The organism is Phytohabitans flavus (assembly GCF_011764545.1).
GTDB lineage: Bacteria > Actinomycetota > Actinomycetes > Mycobacteriales > Micromonosporaceae > Phytohabitans > Phytohabitans flavus.
The window spans coordinates 3,432,428-3,449,149 of sequence record NZ_AP022870.1; the positions used below are offsets into that span (position 1 = coordinate 3,432,428).

Sequence of the window (16,722 nt, forward strand, 5' to 3'; positions counted from 1 at the left end):
GTTAGTCGTCCCGTCACCGTCGACCCGGGTCAGTGCGATTCGCCTGGGCTCGGCGGTGACGGCCACGGTGACAGCGCGTGGCCTTCCGCCTCGGCGGCGTCCTCCGCACTGCGGATGAGTGATACCAGCTCGCGGTCGAAGAGCCCGAGGTCGTCGACGGCTCTGGCGAAGACCGCGAGCCGGATCTGCGCTTGGAGGTCTTGGTCGGCCGCCTCGTACGGGGCGGTCTCACCGAGCGCGTCGAGCACTACATTGAGGGCCTCGTTGGGTGTGATCGCGGGTACCTGCTGTCGGCGGCTGACCTCGCGGCAGAACGCCGGAATCTCGTCGTGACGACCGCCGCCGAACCGCTCCCGTACCGCCGCCTCGCACGCGTGCGCGGCGGCGGCAAGCACGAAGTCGTACGACGGGTCGTCCGGGAGCGCCTGCACCGTATCGATGTCGTAGCGGGCCAGCGCCCGCAGCTGCGCGCCGACGATCGATCGTGGTCGCGGGCCTGCCGGTGGCGTGCCGCCGCGCCGCGCGCGGAGCACCGCTCGGTAGCCGGGACTGCGAGTGTGTCGCACCCGGTGCTCGGCGGCCGCCACCAGCGCGTCGATGTCGGTTCCGTCCATGTGCTGCACGTCGATGAGGTCGAACAGCAGAGGACCACCGATCGATCTGCTGACCGGAGGCTGCCGCGAACCGTCGGGGTCCAGGCAGGCGTTCAGCGCCCGGACCCCCTCGGCGACGGCGGCCGGCGTAGCGGCATTTCCGGTGCGCCGCAGGGCCTCGGTGGCATACGCCTCGACTGGCTCGACAGGTCCGCGGCGGAACTTGCGGCGGGCGGCGATGACGAACGCCTGCGTGCCCAGGCTGTCGATCGCCCGCTGGTTGCGCAACAGCAGCGGGACAAGGTTGGGCAGGCGCCGCTGCTGGAGGTACCGGGCAACGGAGCGACCGACGCTGGTGGTCGGTCGCTCCCCCGCTGCTTCAATCACCACTCTTTGCCTTTGAAGAACTTTTTGAAGGCCTTTTTAAGGGCCGTGATTACCCAGTACGCCGTCAGTGCGGCGAGGAGCGCCCACGGCGAACCCCCCTCGGCCTTGAACTGCTTGACGATGCCGCCCGTCCCCCTGGCCCGGGACTCGCTCTGGGTACGCTGCTGCCTGATCTCCTCGTTTCGCTCCTGCGGATGCTGTCCGAGCTGGTTCGTCCGACCGTTGCGAAGATCATCCTGGTCGAGGTACTTCGGGCAGGTGCAGTCGGGATCCCTGCCGTGGAAGGGTTTCGCGCTGGGATCGTCCGGGTGGACCGGGCAAACCTCGTTGACGTTGTGGACCAGGATGGCATAGCCGTCCGCGACCACGAAGTAGGTGTGCAGGTCGTCGACGGTGAGGTCGCGCATCTGGGCGCTGCCCAGCCGGTTGCGGACCTCCAGCACCGTGACCAGCCGACCGTCGCTGGTCCGCAGGACATGCCCGTTTTCGAGCTTGCCGGCGTCGACCCAGCGCTGGTCGGTCTCGTCCCAGAAGGGATGGTGCCAGGTCGTGCTGATCGTCTCGTTCTCGCCGTCGCTGGTGACGACGGTGAGCTCGGTCAGATCGACGTCGGTGTTGTCGTGCAGTTGCGTCACCGGACGGGCTGCGGTTTCCCCGGTCGCCGGGTCCGCGGCCAGGACCACGTCACCGACCTTGACCTCACTGATCGGCCGAGTCGTCCCGTCCGCCATCAGCACAAGCGTCGACGGGGCGAAGCTGTGCACCGGGTTGCAGTCCAGCCCGTCGGATTTCCGCGATGCCGCGGCCGCGTCCTCGCTGACCTCTTCGGCGAGGTCGTCCGACTTGCCGAACGCGCCCTTGACCTTGCTGAAGACCTTGCCGCCGACGACGCCCGCGCCGGCGCCGAGTGCGCCGATCGCACCGCCGATGGCCATTTCCTTGCCGAGCTCGCCGGCGGAGAACTCCTTCTCCCTTGGGCGACGTCGACGCCGTACTCCGCGCCGGCGGCGGCCGCACCGGCGATCGCGCCGGCCAGGATGAGGCAGCCGACACCTGTCGCGCAGACCGAGGCGACCGCGATCGTGACCACCGCGCCCACCACCAGGCCGGTGGCGAACTTGAGTGGGTCCTCCTTGATCGACTTGACGGTGCTGACCGCGACATCCTTGACGAAGTTGCCAGCCGTGGACGCCGCCTTGGCGATGCCGTTGCCGGCCTTCTTCAGGGCGCCACCGATCGAGAACCGTCCGTCCGGATCGGTGAACGACAGCGGGTTGTTGTTGCCGTACGCGTACCCGTTCATCTGTTGCGGATCGGCCGTGTCGATGACGGGGTCGACCGAGATGAACCGGCCGGTGCTCGACTCGTACTCCCGGGCGCCGAGGTGGGTGAGCCCGGTGTTGTCATCGGTTCCGCCGACGAAGCCACGTTCGTAGCCGGCCGGTACCGCCCCGGCGCTGCCGCGCGTGTCACCGAACGGGGTCTCGCGCTGCGCTGACACCGCCTGGCTCACGGCGTTGACCAGGGCGGTCGCGGTGCCGTGGTCGTCGGTGGTCAGCCAGGTCAGACCGGCTGCGTTGCGGGTGCCAACGGCCATCGCGCCGTGCGTGTAGTAGCGCGTACAGGTCTTGGCTCCGCCTGACTTGGTGTACCGCAGCTCCTGGCCGGGCAGGTAGAGCGTCTTGCCGGCCGGGTCGTCACGGATGAGCCGTTCACCATCGGCGTCGTAGATGTAGCTTGTGGTGCCGGCGCTGTCCGTGCTGCTGGCCTCGTGGCCCTCGTTGTCCCAGGTGATTGTCTGCTTGCCGGCCGACTCGGTGGGCCGGCTGCGCAGGTTGCCCGTCTCGTCGTAGGTGTAGGACGCGGTGCGGGCACCGCTGTTGTCCGTGGTCGTGGTGCTGGCGAGCGTGTGGTTGCCCGCGTTGGTCTTGTAGTCGGTGGTGCGTTTCCCGTAGGTGGTGGGCCGCTCCACGAGCTGGGTGCGGCTGCCGACCTTGTCGTAGCGGTAGCTGTGCCAGTACTTCGCCGGGCCGCCGAGGTTGGCCTCGCTGCGGTTGGCCGGCGAGCAGTCGCCGTTGCCCGGGGTCCACGCCTCGGTGAGGCGGCGCAACTCGTCGACGGCGAAACACTGCGTGTCACCGGAGGCCTGGTCTGCGATCTTCGTGATGTTGCCGGCCAGGTCGTACGTGTACGCGATGTCGGAGATCAGCGTCGGCGAGGTCTGCTTGACGGTCTTGATCTGGACGAGGCGACGGGTGGCGGCCTCGTACTGGCGCACGATGTCGACGCTGTTGCCGCCGTTGTTGCGCAGCACGACCTTGCCCGTCTCGCCGAACGAGGTGAACTCGGTCGACTCGACCAGGGTGGTCTTCGGGGCCGTGCCGTAGCTGCTGTGCTCCTTGATCGGCCGACCCAGGCCGTCGTACTCGTACTCGATCGTCTCGAGCTTGAGGTCAGCGGTCAGCGGCAGCCGCATCGTCTTGGGCGAGCCGTCCGGGTGGAATGTGTAGACGTAGTCGTACGTGCCGCCCAGTCCCTGCTCGGTGGTCGGGACCGTGTACCGCACCCCGCTGGCCTGGTAGTCGGCCGTGAAGGTGCGGTTCTCCTTGCTGTACGCCTGGCCGCCCGTCCACCGGGTCGACTTGACGATCTGCCCCTTGACCGACGTGCCGTTGAACGTCGCGTCGTACTCCCACTGCGCCCGCAGCGGACCGGTCGCCGAGTCGTCCCGCATGCTCGTCTTGCGACCCAACGCGTCGTACGTGTACGCGAGGACTACGCCACGAGCGTCCTTTGTGGTCAGCTTCTCGCCGGCGTCGGAGTAGGTGATCTCGGTACGGCCCTTGTCCGGGTCCACACTGGCGGTCTGGTCGCCACGCAGGTCGTACTCGTAGGACCAGGCGTTGCCGGCCGGGTCGGTGATCTTGACCATCTGGTCTTTGCGGTTGTACTCGTACTTCGTCGCGTCGTAGTCGGCCGGGTTGGCGCTGCCGATCGTCGCCCCCGCGTGGTACTGCCGCAGCTCGGTCGTCCGGCCCAGCGCATCCACGATCGTCGTCTTGGCCGTGCTCGACGGCGGCGCCACCATCGAGGTCGGTCCAAGCTCGGACGGCGGCACGGTGTGGGTGCGGTCACCGCCGTAGACAGTGCGCGTACGCCACTTCTCGATGCCACCCGGGCTCCCGCCGGACGGCACGTCGACCTTGAAGACCTCGGCGGTGGTCCGGCCGGCACCGTCGTACACGGTCGTCGTCTGTCCGGGGATCACCGAAGCGCTGTGGACGTAGAGGTCGCCGTTGGGCGCGACGGCACCGAGGTACTCGTCGTTGCTGCGCACCTTGCGTCCGGCGCTGTCGTAGATCGCGTCGGTGAACACACCCTTGCCACTGCCGGCGGCGTCGAACTTCTGCGACTGCCGTGGCCGCAGCAACCCGTCGTACAGCGACCACGAGGTGATGTACCCGCCGTTCGGGCCGAGCTTGCTCGTCGTCACCGTGGTCGCCGCGTCGTTGCGCATCTTGTACGCGTACGTCGTGCTCGGGCTCTGGTTTTGGCTCTTGTCCCGACCCGGCATCCACACCTTGGTCAGCCGCCCGAGCCCGTCGTAGGCAAGGTCCGTGCGGCGGCTGTTGAAGTCCACGATGGACAGTGGCAGGTTCCACGCGGGCTCGAACGTCGTCGTGGTTTCCCAGTCGAGGATGTTCTTCGCGATGGTCTGGGTGACCGGGCCGCCCTTGACCGGCGTGTACGCGGTGCTTGTCGTGCCCTTCAGGTCGGTGGCCTGGACGGCCCGCCCGTGGGCGTCGAACACGGTTTCGGTCTTGCGGTAGTACTCGGGCGTGCCGTTGTTGTAGGACTTCAGGCCCTCGGTCCGGGTGGCCAGACCGCGGCTCGGCGCCGCGCCGAATGCCTTGCCGTCGTAGAAGGTGCGGTCGTCGCCGATGAAGTCCGACGCAGCGAGGCCGGTGCCGCGCGCCTTGGTGCAGTCGGTGGCGATCTTTCGGCTGCGGCTCTCCTTGCCGACGACCCAGTTGTCGGTGTTGTGCACGTAGTCGGTGAGCGTGCACTGCTCGTCGCCGGCCGCCGGCGAGCCGCGGTCCTCGACCGTCGTCGGCAGGCCGTAGGTCCCCTCGTACGTGGTGGCGATGCTCGACGTCAGCGGCTGCCGGCCACCGTCCAATGTGGTTCGCTTGTGGACGGTCGCGATGTTGGTGTGGCGAGCCTCGACCGTGATCCCGTTGGTGCTCCGCGACGCCGTCGCCGCCGACCGCCAGGGTTCGGTCGCCTCCGCGGAGACCTCGGCGCCGCCGGGGCCGTTGTAGGTGATGGTCTCGCGGGTCATGCCCGCGTACTGGTCCTCGTCGTTGACCGCCGGGATGTTGCCCACCGCGATCGCCGGCAGCTGCACGTTGCGGGTGCCCGAGGGCAGCTTGTCGCCGTGCATGCCGCGGTAGAACCGGGTCTCGACCGAGGTCTGCTCCCCCGGATCGCCCTTCGTCGCCCGTACCGCGCCGTAGCCGCGCCAGCCGGACCAGGTCTTGTCCTTCTCCTTGGTGATCCCGTCCTCGTCGGTGTAGTGCCAGGCGGGAGCGCCGAGGTACTCGTACTTCGTGATCGTCCGGGTCGATCCGCCGGTCCGGTCGTCTTCGGTGACCTCGTTCACCACGTACTTGTGGAAGTAGTCGGTGATCGGGTCGACGAAGCCCAGCGGCGTCCACTTCACCGGGTAGCAGCGCAGTGTGTTGTTCTGCAACGCGTTCTTGTCCGGCATCCGCGATCCGGCGACGCAGTCGCGGTCCGAGTAGGTCAGCTTCGTCACGCCGCCGGACTCGCTGATGATTTTCTCGATCCGCCACCAGTTCATCGGCGGCGAGTGGTCGTCCGAGTCCACGCGGTTGTTCAGCTGGATGCCGACGAAGGAGATGTCCGGCACCGTCTCCTCGGCACCGACGAGTCCTTTGTGGGCGATCCGGTCGAGCCACAGGCCGGCCCGGGTCGAGTCGCCCGGGCTCGGGAACGACTGGTGCAGCGTCCACGACTCGACGGGCCGGTCGGAAACCTTGGCGGTGATCGTCGTGAGCCGCTTCGTCGACCAGAACGTCGGCCCGGTGGTGTTACACGGCTTGGCGGTGCACTCCTGGTCCTTCGGCGTGTCCGGCCAGTTCTTCTTGTCCGAGCAGTTGGCCAGGCACCGGTCGGCCACGTCGAACTTCACCGAGAACGGCACGCCGGTGGTGTCGGTGCGGGTGCCGTAGTCGATCCGCTCCAGGTAGCTGGACCGGTCGTAGCTCACCGGGTCCTCGGTGGTCTTGTTGTTCTTCGCGTACTTGTTGAATTCCTTGACGTACGTGTACGACATCGTGTTGCCGCTGACGTCGACGACGTACTCGAGGTTCCACCGGTACGCCTGGGTGCAGAAGGAGTCTTTGAACGCGGTGCCCTTGCACGGCTCGTTCGTGTGGTTGCCGGCGACCGGCATGGTCAGCGTCGACTGCGTTGACTTGCCGAACCAGTACTGGGTGCCGTCGGTCGTGGTGACCACCCAGTGCTCGCCGTTGCGGGCGCCGTTCCCGCACCGTACCTCCGCTCGATCTTGGTGCCGTCCTCGGCGCGCAGGTGCCAGCGCTCGCTGGTACCGGCCTCTTTGATCAGCTCGCCGGCGTGGCCCGACATGGACAGCGTGGCGTTGTCGGTCACCCAGCACTGGTCGCCGGTCTTCTCGCCGCTGTTGTTGCCATCCTTCTGGTCCTCGGCGCAGGTGGTGTACCGGCGCTCGATGTAGCCGGGGTCCCACTCGAAGCCTTCACCGATCCACGACGGCTGGTTGTTCGACGCCGCCATCCGGCCGTCGACGCTCGCCGAGTTGTAGGACAGTTCGATGCCCGGCTCCGGGCCGCTGAGGCCGGGTGGTGTCCGGATCGGGTACGTCCAGTTGAAGTCGCCGGTGTTGCTCCCCGCCGACCAGGTCGACGACGGCTGGAGGCTGGTCGCCGAGAAGTCGCCGGTCTTGCCGTCGGGCGCCGCGGCGAGCGCGATCGTCGACCCGCCGGCCGACTGCGCGGCGACCGCGACGTCCGCCGATACCGTGCGCGTCTTCACGTTGTTGTCGACCGGTGCCCGCTTCTCGGGATGGTGCAGGTCCAGCAGGCGCAGCCGGTTCGACCAGTCCGCGCCGTACGCCTGGGCGAATCCGCTGTAGTTCACCGATACCCGCAGCTCGGTCGGCGCGTCCCCGGCGTCGAGACGCTCCATCTCGAGCAGCAGCCCGGCCACGCCCGCGGAGTCGGTGGCTTCCTGGTCGAGCACCTCCAACCGCACCCGCGACCCGCCGTTGCCGGCGGCCGGCGCCAGGTGGATCGGCAGCCCGTCCAGCTGGACCCCGCCCACCGGCACGTCGACCACGACCGTCTTCGACTCCGGCCACCGGACGTCGCCGGCCTGGTAGGGCGTCCCGGTCGCGGCCGCTGGTGCCGGTACCGCCTTCGCCATCCGGCCGGCGACGACCGGCTCGCTCTGCACGCCCAGCGGATCTTCCTCGGGCGCCGAGGACCGAACGACCTCAAGCAGCGTCACCGTCAGCGCCGCGCAAAGCACGGCCGAAATCGTCCGCTTGATGGTCAACCGCCGATGTTGTACGCGTTGCGCATGGGTTCTGAACACGACATGCCTCCCGACGGTCACTGGGTCGGAGCGAGGTAGTACGCCTCGACCTCGGCGTACTCGGAGTTGGTGGTAGAGGTCGTGGACACCCGGACGTCGGTGACGTTCTGGACGGTGTCGAAGGTGAACTGCTGCGGCGCGCCGCCGGGGTTGGGGTATCCGGTACGGCTGGCGACGCTCTGCCACGCCCCGCCGACCTTCACGTCGATGGTGAAGTTCGCCGGGAAGTTGACGCCCGCCGAGCCGGCGTCAGTACGCGGGTAGAGCGTCACGCTGTTGACCGCCCGAGCCGCCGGCAGGGTGAACGCGAGCCACTGGCTGCCGGCTCCGGCGCTGAACCCGATGCCGTCGCGCTGCCCGTCGTTGGCGTTCGCCAGCGACCAGCCCGAGGCCTCGACGCTGTTCGAAGCGCTCGGCACCGCGTCACCGAGCAGGTTCTCCGACCGGTACAGCTCGATCTCGCCCAGCTCGACGAAGCCGCCGGCGCGCAGCCGCACCTTGCTCGCCGAGCGTTCGGGGAAGCTGAACCGCTGCGCCTTCGCTCCCGGGTTGGGCAGGTTCGTCTTCGACAGGACCGGCTCCCAGGCGGTGCCGGTCCACACCTCGACGGTGAACGTCGTCGGGAAGCGCAACCCGGTGTTGGTCCCGTCGGTGCGCGGGTAGAGGTCGATCCGGTTGACCCGCCGGGTCTCCCCGCCCGGGAACGCCAGCTCCACCCACTGCTGGGCGCCGGCGCCGCCGTCGCCGGAGCTCCAACCGGTCGGCCCGCGGCGGGAGTCGGTCAGCTTGGTCCGGCTCCAGATGTCGGACTCGACGCTACTGGACGCGGTCACGACCGCGTCGGCGGCGAGGTTGCTCGACTGGAAGACCTCGATCTCCATCAACTGGACGGTGGAGACCTGCGTCGCCTGTACCCGCACCTTGCTGGTGAGCCGAGGCAGGAACGTGAACCGCTGTCCCGCGCCCAACGCCGGTGCGGGATGCCCGGTCCGGCTCACCACGGTCTCCCAGGCGGTGCCGGTCCAGGTCTCGATGGTGAAGTTCGCCGGGAAGTTCTGCGCGTCGGTCCGGCCGTAGAGGTCGACCCGGTTCACCACGCGCGCCGTCGGGAACGAGAGCTCGGCCCACTCGGTGTGCGCCGGCACCGCGCTGCCGTCGTTCGTGGTCCAGCCGGTGTTCCGGTCGCCGTCGACGAGCTTCGACTTCGACCAGCCGCCCGCCTCGTGCGACGCCGACACGGTCACCGTCGCGTCCCGGGCGTGGTCGGCGGAGGTACCGGCGATCGGCACGGGGTTGTCGCGGACGGTCACGCCAGCGTACACCTGCACCTCGTCGACGTCACCCTTGAAGAAGCCGGTGTTGGCACTGCCCGACTTGGCCCGCCCGATCGCCAGCGCGCCGCCCGCGTTCCACGGCGTCGCCGGTGCCGGCGCGGTCGCGGCGAGCGTCCCGTTGACGAAGAGCGAGATCTGCCGGTCGAACGCGTTGTACACCGCGACGAGCCGGGTCCACTGGTTCAGCACCGGCGCCCCGGCCGCGTAGGCACCGACCTGGGTCGCGTTGCTGGCGTCCGAGTTGGCCATGGTGAACGCCCAGCAGCCGCACTGCGTCTTGGCGTACTGGAGCTGGAACCCGCTCGTGTTGGCGCCGTCCTGGCTGACCACCACCCGGTTCGTCGCGGTGTCGGTCAGCTTCGCCCAGGCGGACACGGTGAACGACTGGTTGGTGTTCACCACCTGGGCATCGGTTTGCGCGTACCCGGTCACGCCGTCCAAGCGCAGGCCGGTGCCGGACTGTCCGGCGCCCGAGGGTGGGATGTTGGCGTCCGGCCAGAAGTTCAGGTCGTTGGCCATCCCGGACGCGTCGTAGGTCGGGCCGGGCCCGACGTCGCCCATCGTCCAGTCGCCGACCTTCGCGTTGTACAGCGGGTCGTACATCGCCGCCACCTCGGGTGCGGTGACCGCGCGGTCCCACACCTGGAGGTCGGCGATGTCGCCGTTGAGGAAGTCGACCGGCCAGGCGGTCCAGATGTTCCAACCGATGTCGAACGCGCCGTTGGCGTTCCACGGCGTGGTCGGGCCGGGGCTCGTCGCGGCGAGCACACCGTTGACGTACAACTTGATGGTTTTGGTCGTGGGGTCGAAGACGCCGACGAGGTGCGCCCACACGTTGGCGCGGGTGCTGCCGGCCGGTGCGCGCGCTTCCTTGTTGCCGGCGGTGTCCACATCGGACTCGGCCATGAGGACGCGCCAGCAGGTGCACTCGGCGAAGTAGATGAGCTGGAAGCCGGGCATCCGGCTGCCGACCTGGGCGGCGATGGCCTGGTTGCGGCTCAGGTCCGCGACCCGGGCCCACGCCGCCACGGAGAACGCCTTGCTTGTGTCGAGCAGGTCCGGCGCCGTCGCGCCGCCGCTCTCGACGCCGCTGAAGTGCGCGACCGAGTCACCTCGCACGACCCGGCCAGGTGCGCCGAGCGTCCCGCCGCGCAGTGTCGCGTTGCGCCCGTTGCCGGACTCGTCTACGAGTGTGGTGCTGCCGGCCGGGTCGGCCATCCGCCAGCGCGCGATCGCCGGTTTCGGTCCGGCGACGACGAACTGGAGCGTCTTGGTCGCGGTCCACCCCGCCTTGTCGACCGCCTGCACGTACAGCGTCCGCGCGCCGCCGGACTCCGGAGACCAGTCGATGCTCACCGTGCCGCCCATCGCGGCCGGTGTGGCCACAGTGGACGGTGGGTCGGTGAAGCCCCACCGGTAGAACCTCGTGTCCGGCGAGCTGGCGAACGTGAACTTGTCCGGCTGTCCGATCCCGCCGCAGCCCTGGGACGAGCAGCCGGTCTTGTACAGGTTGCTGGTGATCGTCGGGGGTGCCGGGGCGGTGAGGTCGACCTCGAACTCGCAGTTGCCGGGTACGTGCGTCACCGGGCTGACCCCGCCGTTGGGGTCAGACGTCTGTGCCCGGAACGTGTACACCCCGTCGCCGGGCAGGTTGGGCACGAACTGGGCGACGCTGCCGTTGCCGAGGCTTCCCTGCGCCCCGCCGGCGACGTCGACGAAGCTGCTGCCGTTCCACTTCGCGGCGGCGTAGTGGACGGTGAGCGTGTCCGGGTCCGCGTCCAGTGCCCGAGCCCGCAGGATCGGCGTCTGCGTCGACACGACCGCCCGGTCGGCGCCCTGCACGCACGGCTTGTTGTCCACGCTGAGCTGGTCCGGCGTGCCAGGGATGCTGTTGTACGTCACGGAGAGCTTGGTGTTCGGCGGATCGATCTTCTTCCACCGGTCCTGAGTGGACTCTCCCCCGCCGTTCGCGTCGTGCGCGGTGAACCCGAAGGTGATGTCCCCCCACCGTTGGTCGGCGGCGGTCTGGATGAGGCCCTTGAACTCGTTGCTGGTGAACTCCAGGCCGGCGTCGGGCTGGTTGCCGCAGTCGTTCGGGCCCTTGTGCGCGTGGCCGCTCGTGGTCGCCAGCCGCTGGAGCAGCCCGGGCGACCAGCCGACCGGGTTGGTATTGGCGATCGCGCCGGTGAAGTACAGGCTGATCGGCGTGGACCCGCACGACCACGAGTGCTTCAGGATCGTGTACATCTTGACGCCCTTGACCTGCTTGCCGAACACGCCGTTGACCGGAAACCGGATGAACGTGCGGTAGAGGCCGGAGCCGTCGTCGTTGCGCCCCACCCGGCCGACGTCGGTCGAGCGGGTGTGACCGCCCTCGCTGGAGTACGCCCAGTGGTACCAGCCGGTGTCCCAGTCCGGGTCGATGTAGACCGGGTACTTCGTCGCCGGGTCGGAGAGCAGGGCCGCGTCCGGCTCGAGGGTGAGCTTGTTCTGGCCGAGGCGTACCTTCGCCGGACGCTTACGGGCCGCCTCGCCCGCGACGCGGGCCGTGGAGCGCAGCCCCGGCACCGCCTTGGTGTCCAGCGTCGTCGCCTCGGTGGAGTCCCACATGATCGGCACGGCGCCCCGCGCGACCCTCCGGCCGGCGCCGTCGACCGCCTCGACACCGCCGTCGCCGGTACTCCGGACGCTGACGCCGTCGGCGGCGAGGCCGTAGCCGATCTGCCGCAGTCCCGGGTGGGTGGCGGCCTGCCGGGTCTTGACGACAAGCACATGGGTGAACCCGTCGCCGGTCGCCCGCACGCGCAGGTCGACGTCGGGGAACACGTTGTCGTAGACGGCGCTGTCGCCGTCGAGCCGAGGCTTGGGCAGCGCTTGCGGCCAGCTCAGCGACACCTGCCCGGCGCTCGTCCGCAGGGTCGCGAACGGCCCGGCGCCGCCACCGGAGAAGCGCACCGGCGCGAGGGTGTTCACCGGCGCGAGCGAGCCGTCCGCCTGGACCGTGAGGGTGGTGTCGATCGGCTCGTACGTGCCGGCCGAGGTACGGGCACGCTGCGGCACCGCGTACTGCTCGATGGTCGTCTCGCCGCTGGGTTCGACAAACACCTGCCGGTACTCGTCGCGCTGCGCGGTCACCTCGACCCGCTGGCCGCAGGCCCGCGCGATGGCGGTGGCGTCCCGTTCGTCGGCCCGTTCCCGCGACGCTGGCCCGGTGCAGGTTGGTGCGCTCGGCGCGGCGTACGTGGCCGGTGGTGCGAGCACGACCGCGCTGCCCAACCCGACCGTCAGCGCGACCACGAGAAGGAATGCCCGTCTTCGGGCAGCAGGAATCGATACAACGATGCCGGTCATCTAGGCCCCCGTCGACCTGAGGAAATTGAGTGAAAGACGCGAACGTGCGCGGTGGAAAAGCAGCGACAAAACGATGATGTGCCGCTGGCCTGGGCCATCGGCGCGCACATCGCAACACGATGATCAGATGGCCGTCAACGATCTCGTGTTGAGATTGCAGGTTCCTGAACCCGCGTCTGGTGAATCGCTCAGTTTCCCCTCAAATCCCGACGGAGGTACTGGCGCGGCGCCTCCACCATGGGGTTTAACACGAGGCAGCGACGACACGGGGAGCAGCCATGACCTGGTACGCGATGGGCGACACGTGGGGGATCAGCAGCGCGACGTTCGCGGTGGCGTACGCGTTGCTCGCAGCGGCGGCGATCGGCGGCGCCGCCCTACACCGGTACCGTGCGCTGGCCGGTCCCACCCAGTTCAACGCCAAGACGCTGGCGAGCTCGGAGGTCGCGTACCTGCAAGGTGGCCCCGACCTGGCCGTCTACTCGGCCCTGGCCGCCCTGCGCTGCGCGGACGCGGTGGGTGTCTCGACCGAACGGCAGCTGCTGGTGACCGGCGAGCCGGCACGTCGCGCGACCCGGCTGGCGCGGGCCGTATACGACGCCGCCGGCAGGTCCGCCCTCCCCGGCAGCCTGCGCGCGGATGCCGGGGTGGCTAAGGAACTCGCCCGGATCGACGACAGACTGGAGCGCGCGGGCCTGCTGCCGGACGGGCAGACCCGGGCCGCCCTCACCACGGCCCGATACCTGCTCACCGCTGTGCTGGTCCTCGGCGTCTTGCGGCTGCTGTCCGGCATCGCCAACGAGAAGCCGCTCGTTTTCCTCCTGCTGACCGTGCTGGCGCTGGCCGCGACCATCGTGGTCCTGTGGCGGTGGCGGCCGCGGCGCACCCGGGCCGGCGTCCGCGCCCTGGAGGAGCTGCGCGACGACCACGAGCACTTGGACCCTGCCGAGAACCCGTCGTGGCGGCTTTACGGCCCAGCAGCTGCTGGTCTCGCCGTGGGCCTCTACGGCAGCAACGCGCTGTGGGTGGCCGATCCCGCCTTCGCCGCCGAGGCCGCCGTCCGCAAGGACCTGGCCACCGCCCCGCGACGGGTTCCTCGTCCAGCTGCGGGAGCGGCTCGTCGGGAGGCAGCTGCGGCTCGGATGGCGGCGGCGGAGGCGGAGGCGGGGGTTGCGGCGGAGGCGGCTGCGGCGGTTGACCGACGACTTTGTCAGCCCGCCGCCGCTGGGGTGAAGGTGTCGGACGGCTCCTCAGTCGAGGTGGAATATCTCGGGCAGGCGTTCCAGGCTCTGGTCGGCCCGCCGCCCGGTCGGGCGGCGGACCAGCGGCGCCATCTCGGCCTGCCACCGGGTGTTGATGTCCAGGCCGTCCATGCGCTCCAGCGAGGCGGCGAAGTCGGGCGTCTCCAGGTAGCCGACCGCGAGCCCGTCGGGGCGCAGGAAGAGGCTGTAGTTGTGCCAGCCGGCTTCGCTCAGTGCGGCCCGCATGTCCGGCCAGACTTCGCCATGCCGGCGACGGTACTCCTCGACGGCGTCCGGCCGGACATGCAACTGGAAGCAGACGCGCTCCATCAGCGGACCCACAGCGCGGTGCTGGCGTCGACCGTGTGCGGCAGCAGGGACCGGACCGTCGCCCGGATCGTGTACCGCCCGGCGGGCAGCGTGAAGGTATCCACTGTGGAGGACCAGCTGCCGGCCTGCTCGTGGTGGAAGTACGGCCAGCGGTCCGGGGCGACCGGCGCGCCGTTCACCTCCAGCGCCACGGTGACCAGCTCGTGCAGCCGGTCGTTGTGCCAGGCGGCGCCCTCGCGGGTCGCCGACGTCACGAGAGCGCACTGGCTCTCGGCCCCGACCTCGATCTCCCTTCCCAACGCCGTTCCACGACCTCCAGCGTGCGGTCGACGGCGGGTACACAGGGGACGATCCGTTCCAGGGTGAGCTCGTCGGGTTTCTCGCCCTTCATCCAGGTGGCGATCTGCGGCGCGCGGCCGAGGTAGGCCGGCTTCAGCCCGTCGCCGGCCGCCTCCCGGCTGTCCCCCACCAGCCGCCAGGAGTAGGAGGAGGGCACCGGTGGCTCCTCGCCGGCATCCGCCGCGCCGTCCTCAGTGGACAGGTAGACGGCGATGACGCTGCCGCCGGACTGTGCCACGCGCAGTACGCCGTCGTCGAGCGTGGCCCGTGCCGTGGCACCCTCGGTGAGGTAGTCGACGAGCACGCCGCGCCGGCCGGCTGGCACCTCGACCTCCACGGTGCCGGTAGGTCCGGGGCGGGACAGCACGACCCAGCTGCCGGTGTCGCTGGACCACACGTAGCCGTAAGCGTCGTCGTGCCAGGCCCGGCCGACCGGGCGGCCGTCGCCGAGCAGCTCGGGCTGGCGGGCCTGCTCGAGCGCGAAGAGGGCGCCCATCCGCTCGGGCGAAGCCATCCGCAGGTCGCCCCACAGCTGGTTGAGCAGCGAGCCGCGCGCGACGTCGAGTACCTGCGCGTCCTCCCACTGCGCCGCGCCCTGCTTGCTGGCCCAGAGGGTGGTGCTCACCCAGACGCCGAGCGAGTCCTGCTGGTGCGCGGGAATGGTGGACCAGCACGACTGCTGGCCGATGTCCTGTGAGGACGCGACGGCGAGCCGCAGGTTCCAGGACGGTACGCCGGAGGGCCCGGCCGCCTCGACAAGGTAGTCGCGCTCCCACAGCGTTGCGCCATACCTTAGCCACCACGGCGAGCGCAGTCCCCAGTAGAGCATCAGGAACGGCGCCCCGGCCGCGATGACGGCCTCGAAGGTGTCGATCAGCGCTTCGGTGGTGGCCAGGAGGCTATGGATGCCGGGCGCATGCTCGTGCGCGGGGTTGACGCACCACAGCTCGGTACCGTCCACTTTGAACCCGGTCGCGCCGTTGTCGGTCACATGCCGCAGCAGCGCTTCGCGGAACTCGTCCCGCCACGGGTCGGCGGCCGGGCAGAGCCGCCACGGGAAGGCCGCGTTGGCCGCCTGCGCCGCCTCCAGCCGAGGGTCGGCCATGCCCAGCTCGTGGCGGAACGCTCGGGCACCGTCGCTGGGCGAGACCCACAGGATCAGGTCGAGGTCGTGCCGTTTCACCACCGCCTGCACGGACGCGGGGCCGTCGGCGAAGTTGGTGGGATTGAAGCGGCTCAGGTCGTCGGGGTCGTTCCAGCCGCAGTCGAGCGAGATGGCGTCGAACGTGGCCCCCGCGCTCGTGAGCCGTTCGAGCACCGTGTCGATGTCGCCCATCATCGCGTCGGTCAGCTCGATCTTCGGCTCGTTGACGTGCGAGATCTGGTACCAGCCGTAGGGGTCGTAGATGCGGTACGGCGTCCGCTCCCGCCCGATGCGCGTGAGCAGGTCGCGCACGTTGGCCGCGCCGTCGCCGGTCGGGCCGGCGCCGACGACCACGTCCGGGGCGGTCACCGGCCGGTCCGGGCTGATCCGCCGGCCCAGCCAGTACGCGCTGACCGGTCCGCTCTCACCGGCGTGGGTGACCGCGGCGGGGTGTACCGCCGCCTGGAACCGCTTGCCCCACAGCGCCCACGCGCCGTCGGCGTGGTATTCGGCACCGGGCGCCGCCTGCTCGGCCAGGAGCACGTGCGAGACCCAGGGCCCGTCGCCGCTGAAGGTGACCCGCTGGCGGACCAGGTCGCCGGCCGACTCGTACCGCACCGAGGCGGTGATCCCGTCCGGGTAGGTGAGCGCGAGCCCGCCGCCGTCCGTCCGGGACTCGACCGCGTCGAGCGTCCGGAACGCGCCAGCGACGTGTACGTGCTGGTAGCAGTACTTGTCGACGTTGCGCCAGCCCTCGCGCTCGCGCGCCTGATCCGCCGCGAAGACCGGCTCGACCCGGAGCTGGACGGCGATGGTCAGGTCACCGTCCCCGGTCGCGGGCAGGTCGACGGTCACCACGCCACCGGAGAGCGGCGCCGAGGTCGCCTCCACGCCGTCGACGAAGACGCGCCAGGTGAGCCGCCGGCGCTCCAGCGGCGAGCCGAGCGTGACGGCGAGCGGGCCCCCAGCCGTCGGGCGCGCGGCCCGGGTGCGGTACCAGAGGTAGCCGCCGTAGGACTCGCCCTCCCACGTGGGGAAGCCGAAGGTGACCTCGTTGATCCGGGACGCCGCGTACCAGGTGGAGTCGTCGAGGTCGGCGTGGTAGCCGGCGCGCAGGCCGGCCTCGTCGCCGGCTGCCTCCGAAAGCGGGCCGCCGGGGATGGTGCGCCAGCCGGCGATGTGTGCCAGCTGCGCCGGTTCGGCCACGACCGGCCGGGGCCAGCGCAGCTCGACGGCCTCGTCGGCGACGGTGACCCGGGTGGTCCCGTCGCCCGGCTGGTGGTCGGCCGGCCGCCAGCCCAACTCCTCGATGCTCAGCCGCGTCATGCTGCGTCGCCCTCCTT

The 16,722-nt window shown here is 70.0% G+C and carries 7 protein-coding genes and 1 pseudogene; 1 reads left to right on the forward strand and 7 read right to left on the reverse strand.

The window, feature by feature from the left end; all coding sequences use genetic code 11:
- Positions 1 to 29 precede the first annotated feature (29 nt).
- Genes Pflav_RS15035 through Pflav_RS15045 form a run of 5 tightly spaced genes read right to left on the reverse strand, consistent with a single transcriptional unit; the run spans position 30 to position 12,325 of the window.
- Positions 30 to 980, reverse strand: coding sequence for a hypothetical protein (locus tag Pflav_RS15035; protein ID WP_173036728.1), 951 nt, complete (start codon positions 978 to 980; stop codon positions 30 to 32).
- Positions 977 to 1,711 (reverse strand): polymorphic toxin-type HINT domain-containing protein, encoded by a 735-nt coding sequence (locus tag Pflav_RS45555; protein WP_415624384.1) that lies wholly within the window; start codon positions 1,709 to 1,711, stop codon positions 977 to 979. The genes Pflav_RS15035 and Pflav_RS45555 overlap by 4 nt, the downstream gene beginning before the upstream one ends.
- Positions 1,711 to 6,522, reverse strand: a complete 4,812-nt coding sequence (locus tag Pflav_RS15040) for an RHS repeat-associated core domain-containing protein (RefSeq protein WP_415624319.1) — start codon at positions 6,520 to 6,522, stop codon at positions 1,711 to 1,713. The genes Pflav_RS45555 and Pflav_RS15040 overlap by 1 nt, the downstream gene beginning before the upstream one ends.
- Positions 6,462 to 7,601 carry a hypothetical protein gene (locus tag Pflav_RS48710; protein WP_415624320.1) on the reverse strand — a complete coding sequence of 380 codons (1,140 nt, stop codon included), beginning with the start codon at positions 7,599 to 7,601 and terminating at the stop codon, positions 6,462 to 6,464. The genes Pflav_RS15040 and Pflav_RS48710 overlap by 61 nt, the downstream gene beginning before the upstream one ends.
- A gap of 56 nt (positions 7,602 to 7,657) precedes the next feature.
- On the reverse strand, positions 7,658 to 12,325 hold the full coding sequence (locus tag Pflav_RS15045; RefSeq protein WP_173036730.1) for a LamG-like jellyroll fold domain-containing protein: 4,668 nt from the start codon (positions 12,323 to 12,325) through the stop codon (positions 7,658 to 7,660).
- 293 nt (positions 12,326 to 12,618) lie between these two features.
- Between Pflav_RS15045 and Pflav_RS45560 the strand changes: the two are divergent.
- Positions 12,619 to 13,338: pseudogene (locus Pflav_RS45560) on the forward strand (TIGR04222 domain-containing membrane protein); the annotation flags it as partial.
- Between the two features lie 237 nt (positions 13,339 to 13,575).
- Here Pflav_RS45560 and Pflav_RS15050 read toward each other — a convergent pair.
- Both Pflav_RS15050 and Pflav_RS15055 read right to left on the reverse strand, forming a co-directional pair.
- A complete protein-coding gene (locus Pflav_RS15050; RefSeq protein ID WP_173042435.1) occupies positions 13,576 to 13,896 on the reverse strand; it encodes an L-rhamnose mutarotase in 321 nt (106 codons plus the stop codon).
- 250 nt (positions 13,897 to 14,146) lie between these two features.
- Positions 14,147 to 16,705, reverse strand: coding sequence for a hypothetical protein (locus Pflav_RS15055; RefSeq protein WP_173036731.1), 2,559 nt, complete (start codon positions 16,703 to 16,705; stop codon positions 14,147 to 14,149).
- Positions 16,706 to 16,722: the final 17 nt, after the last annotated feature.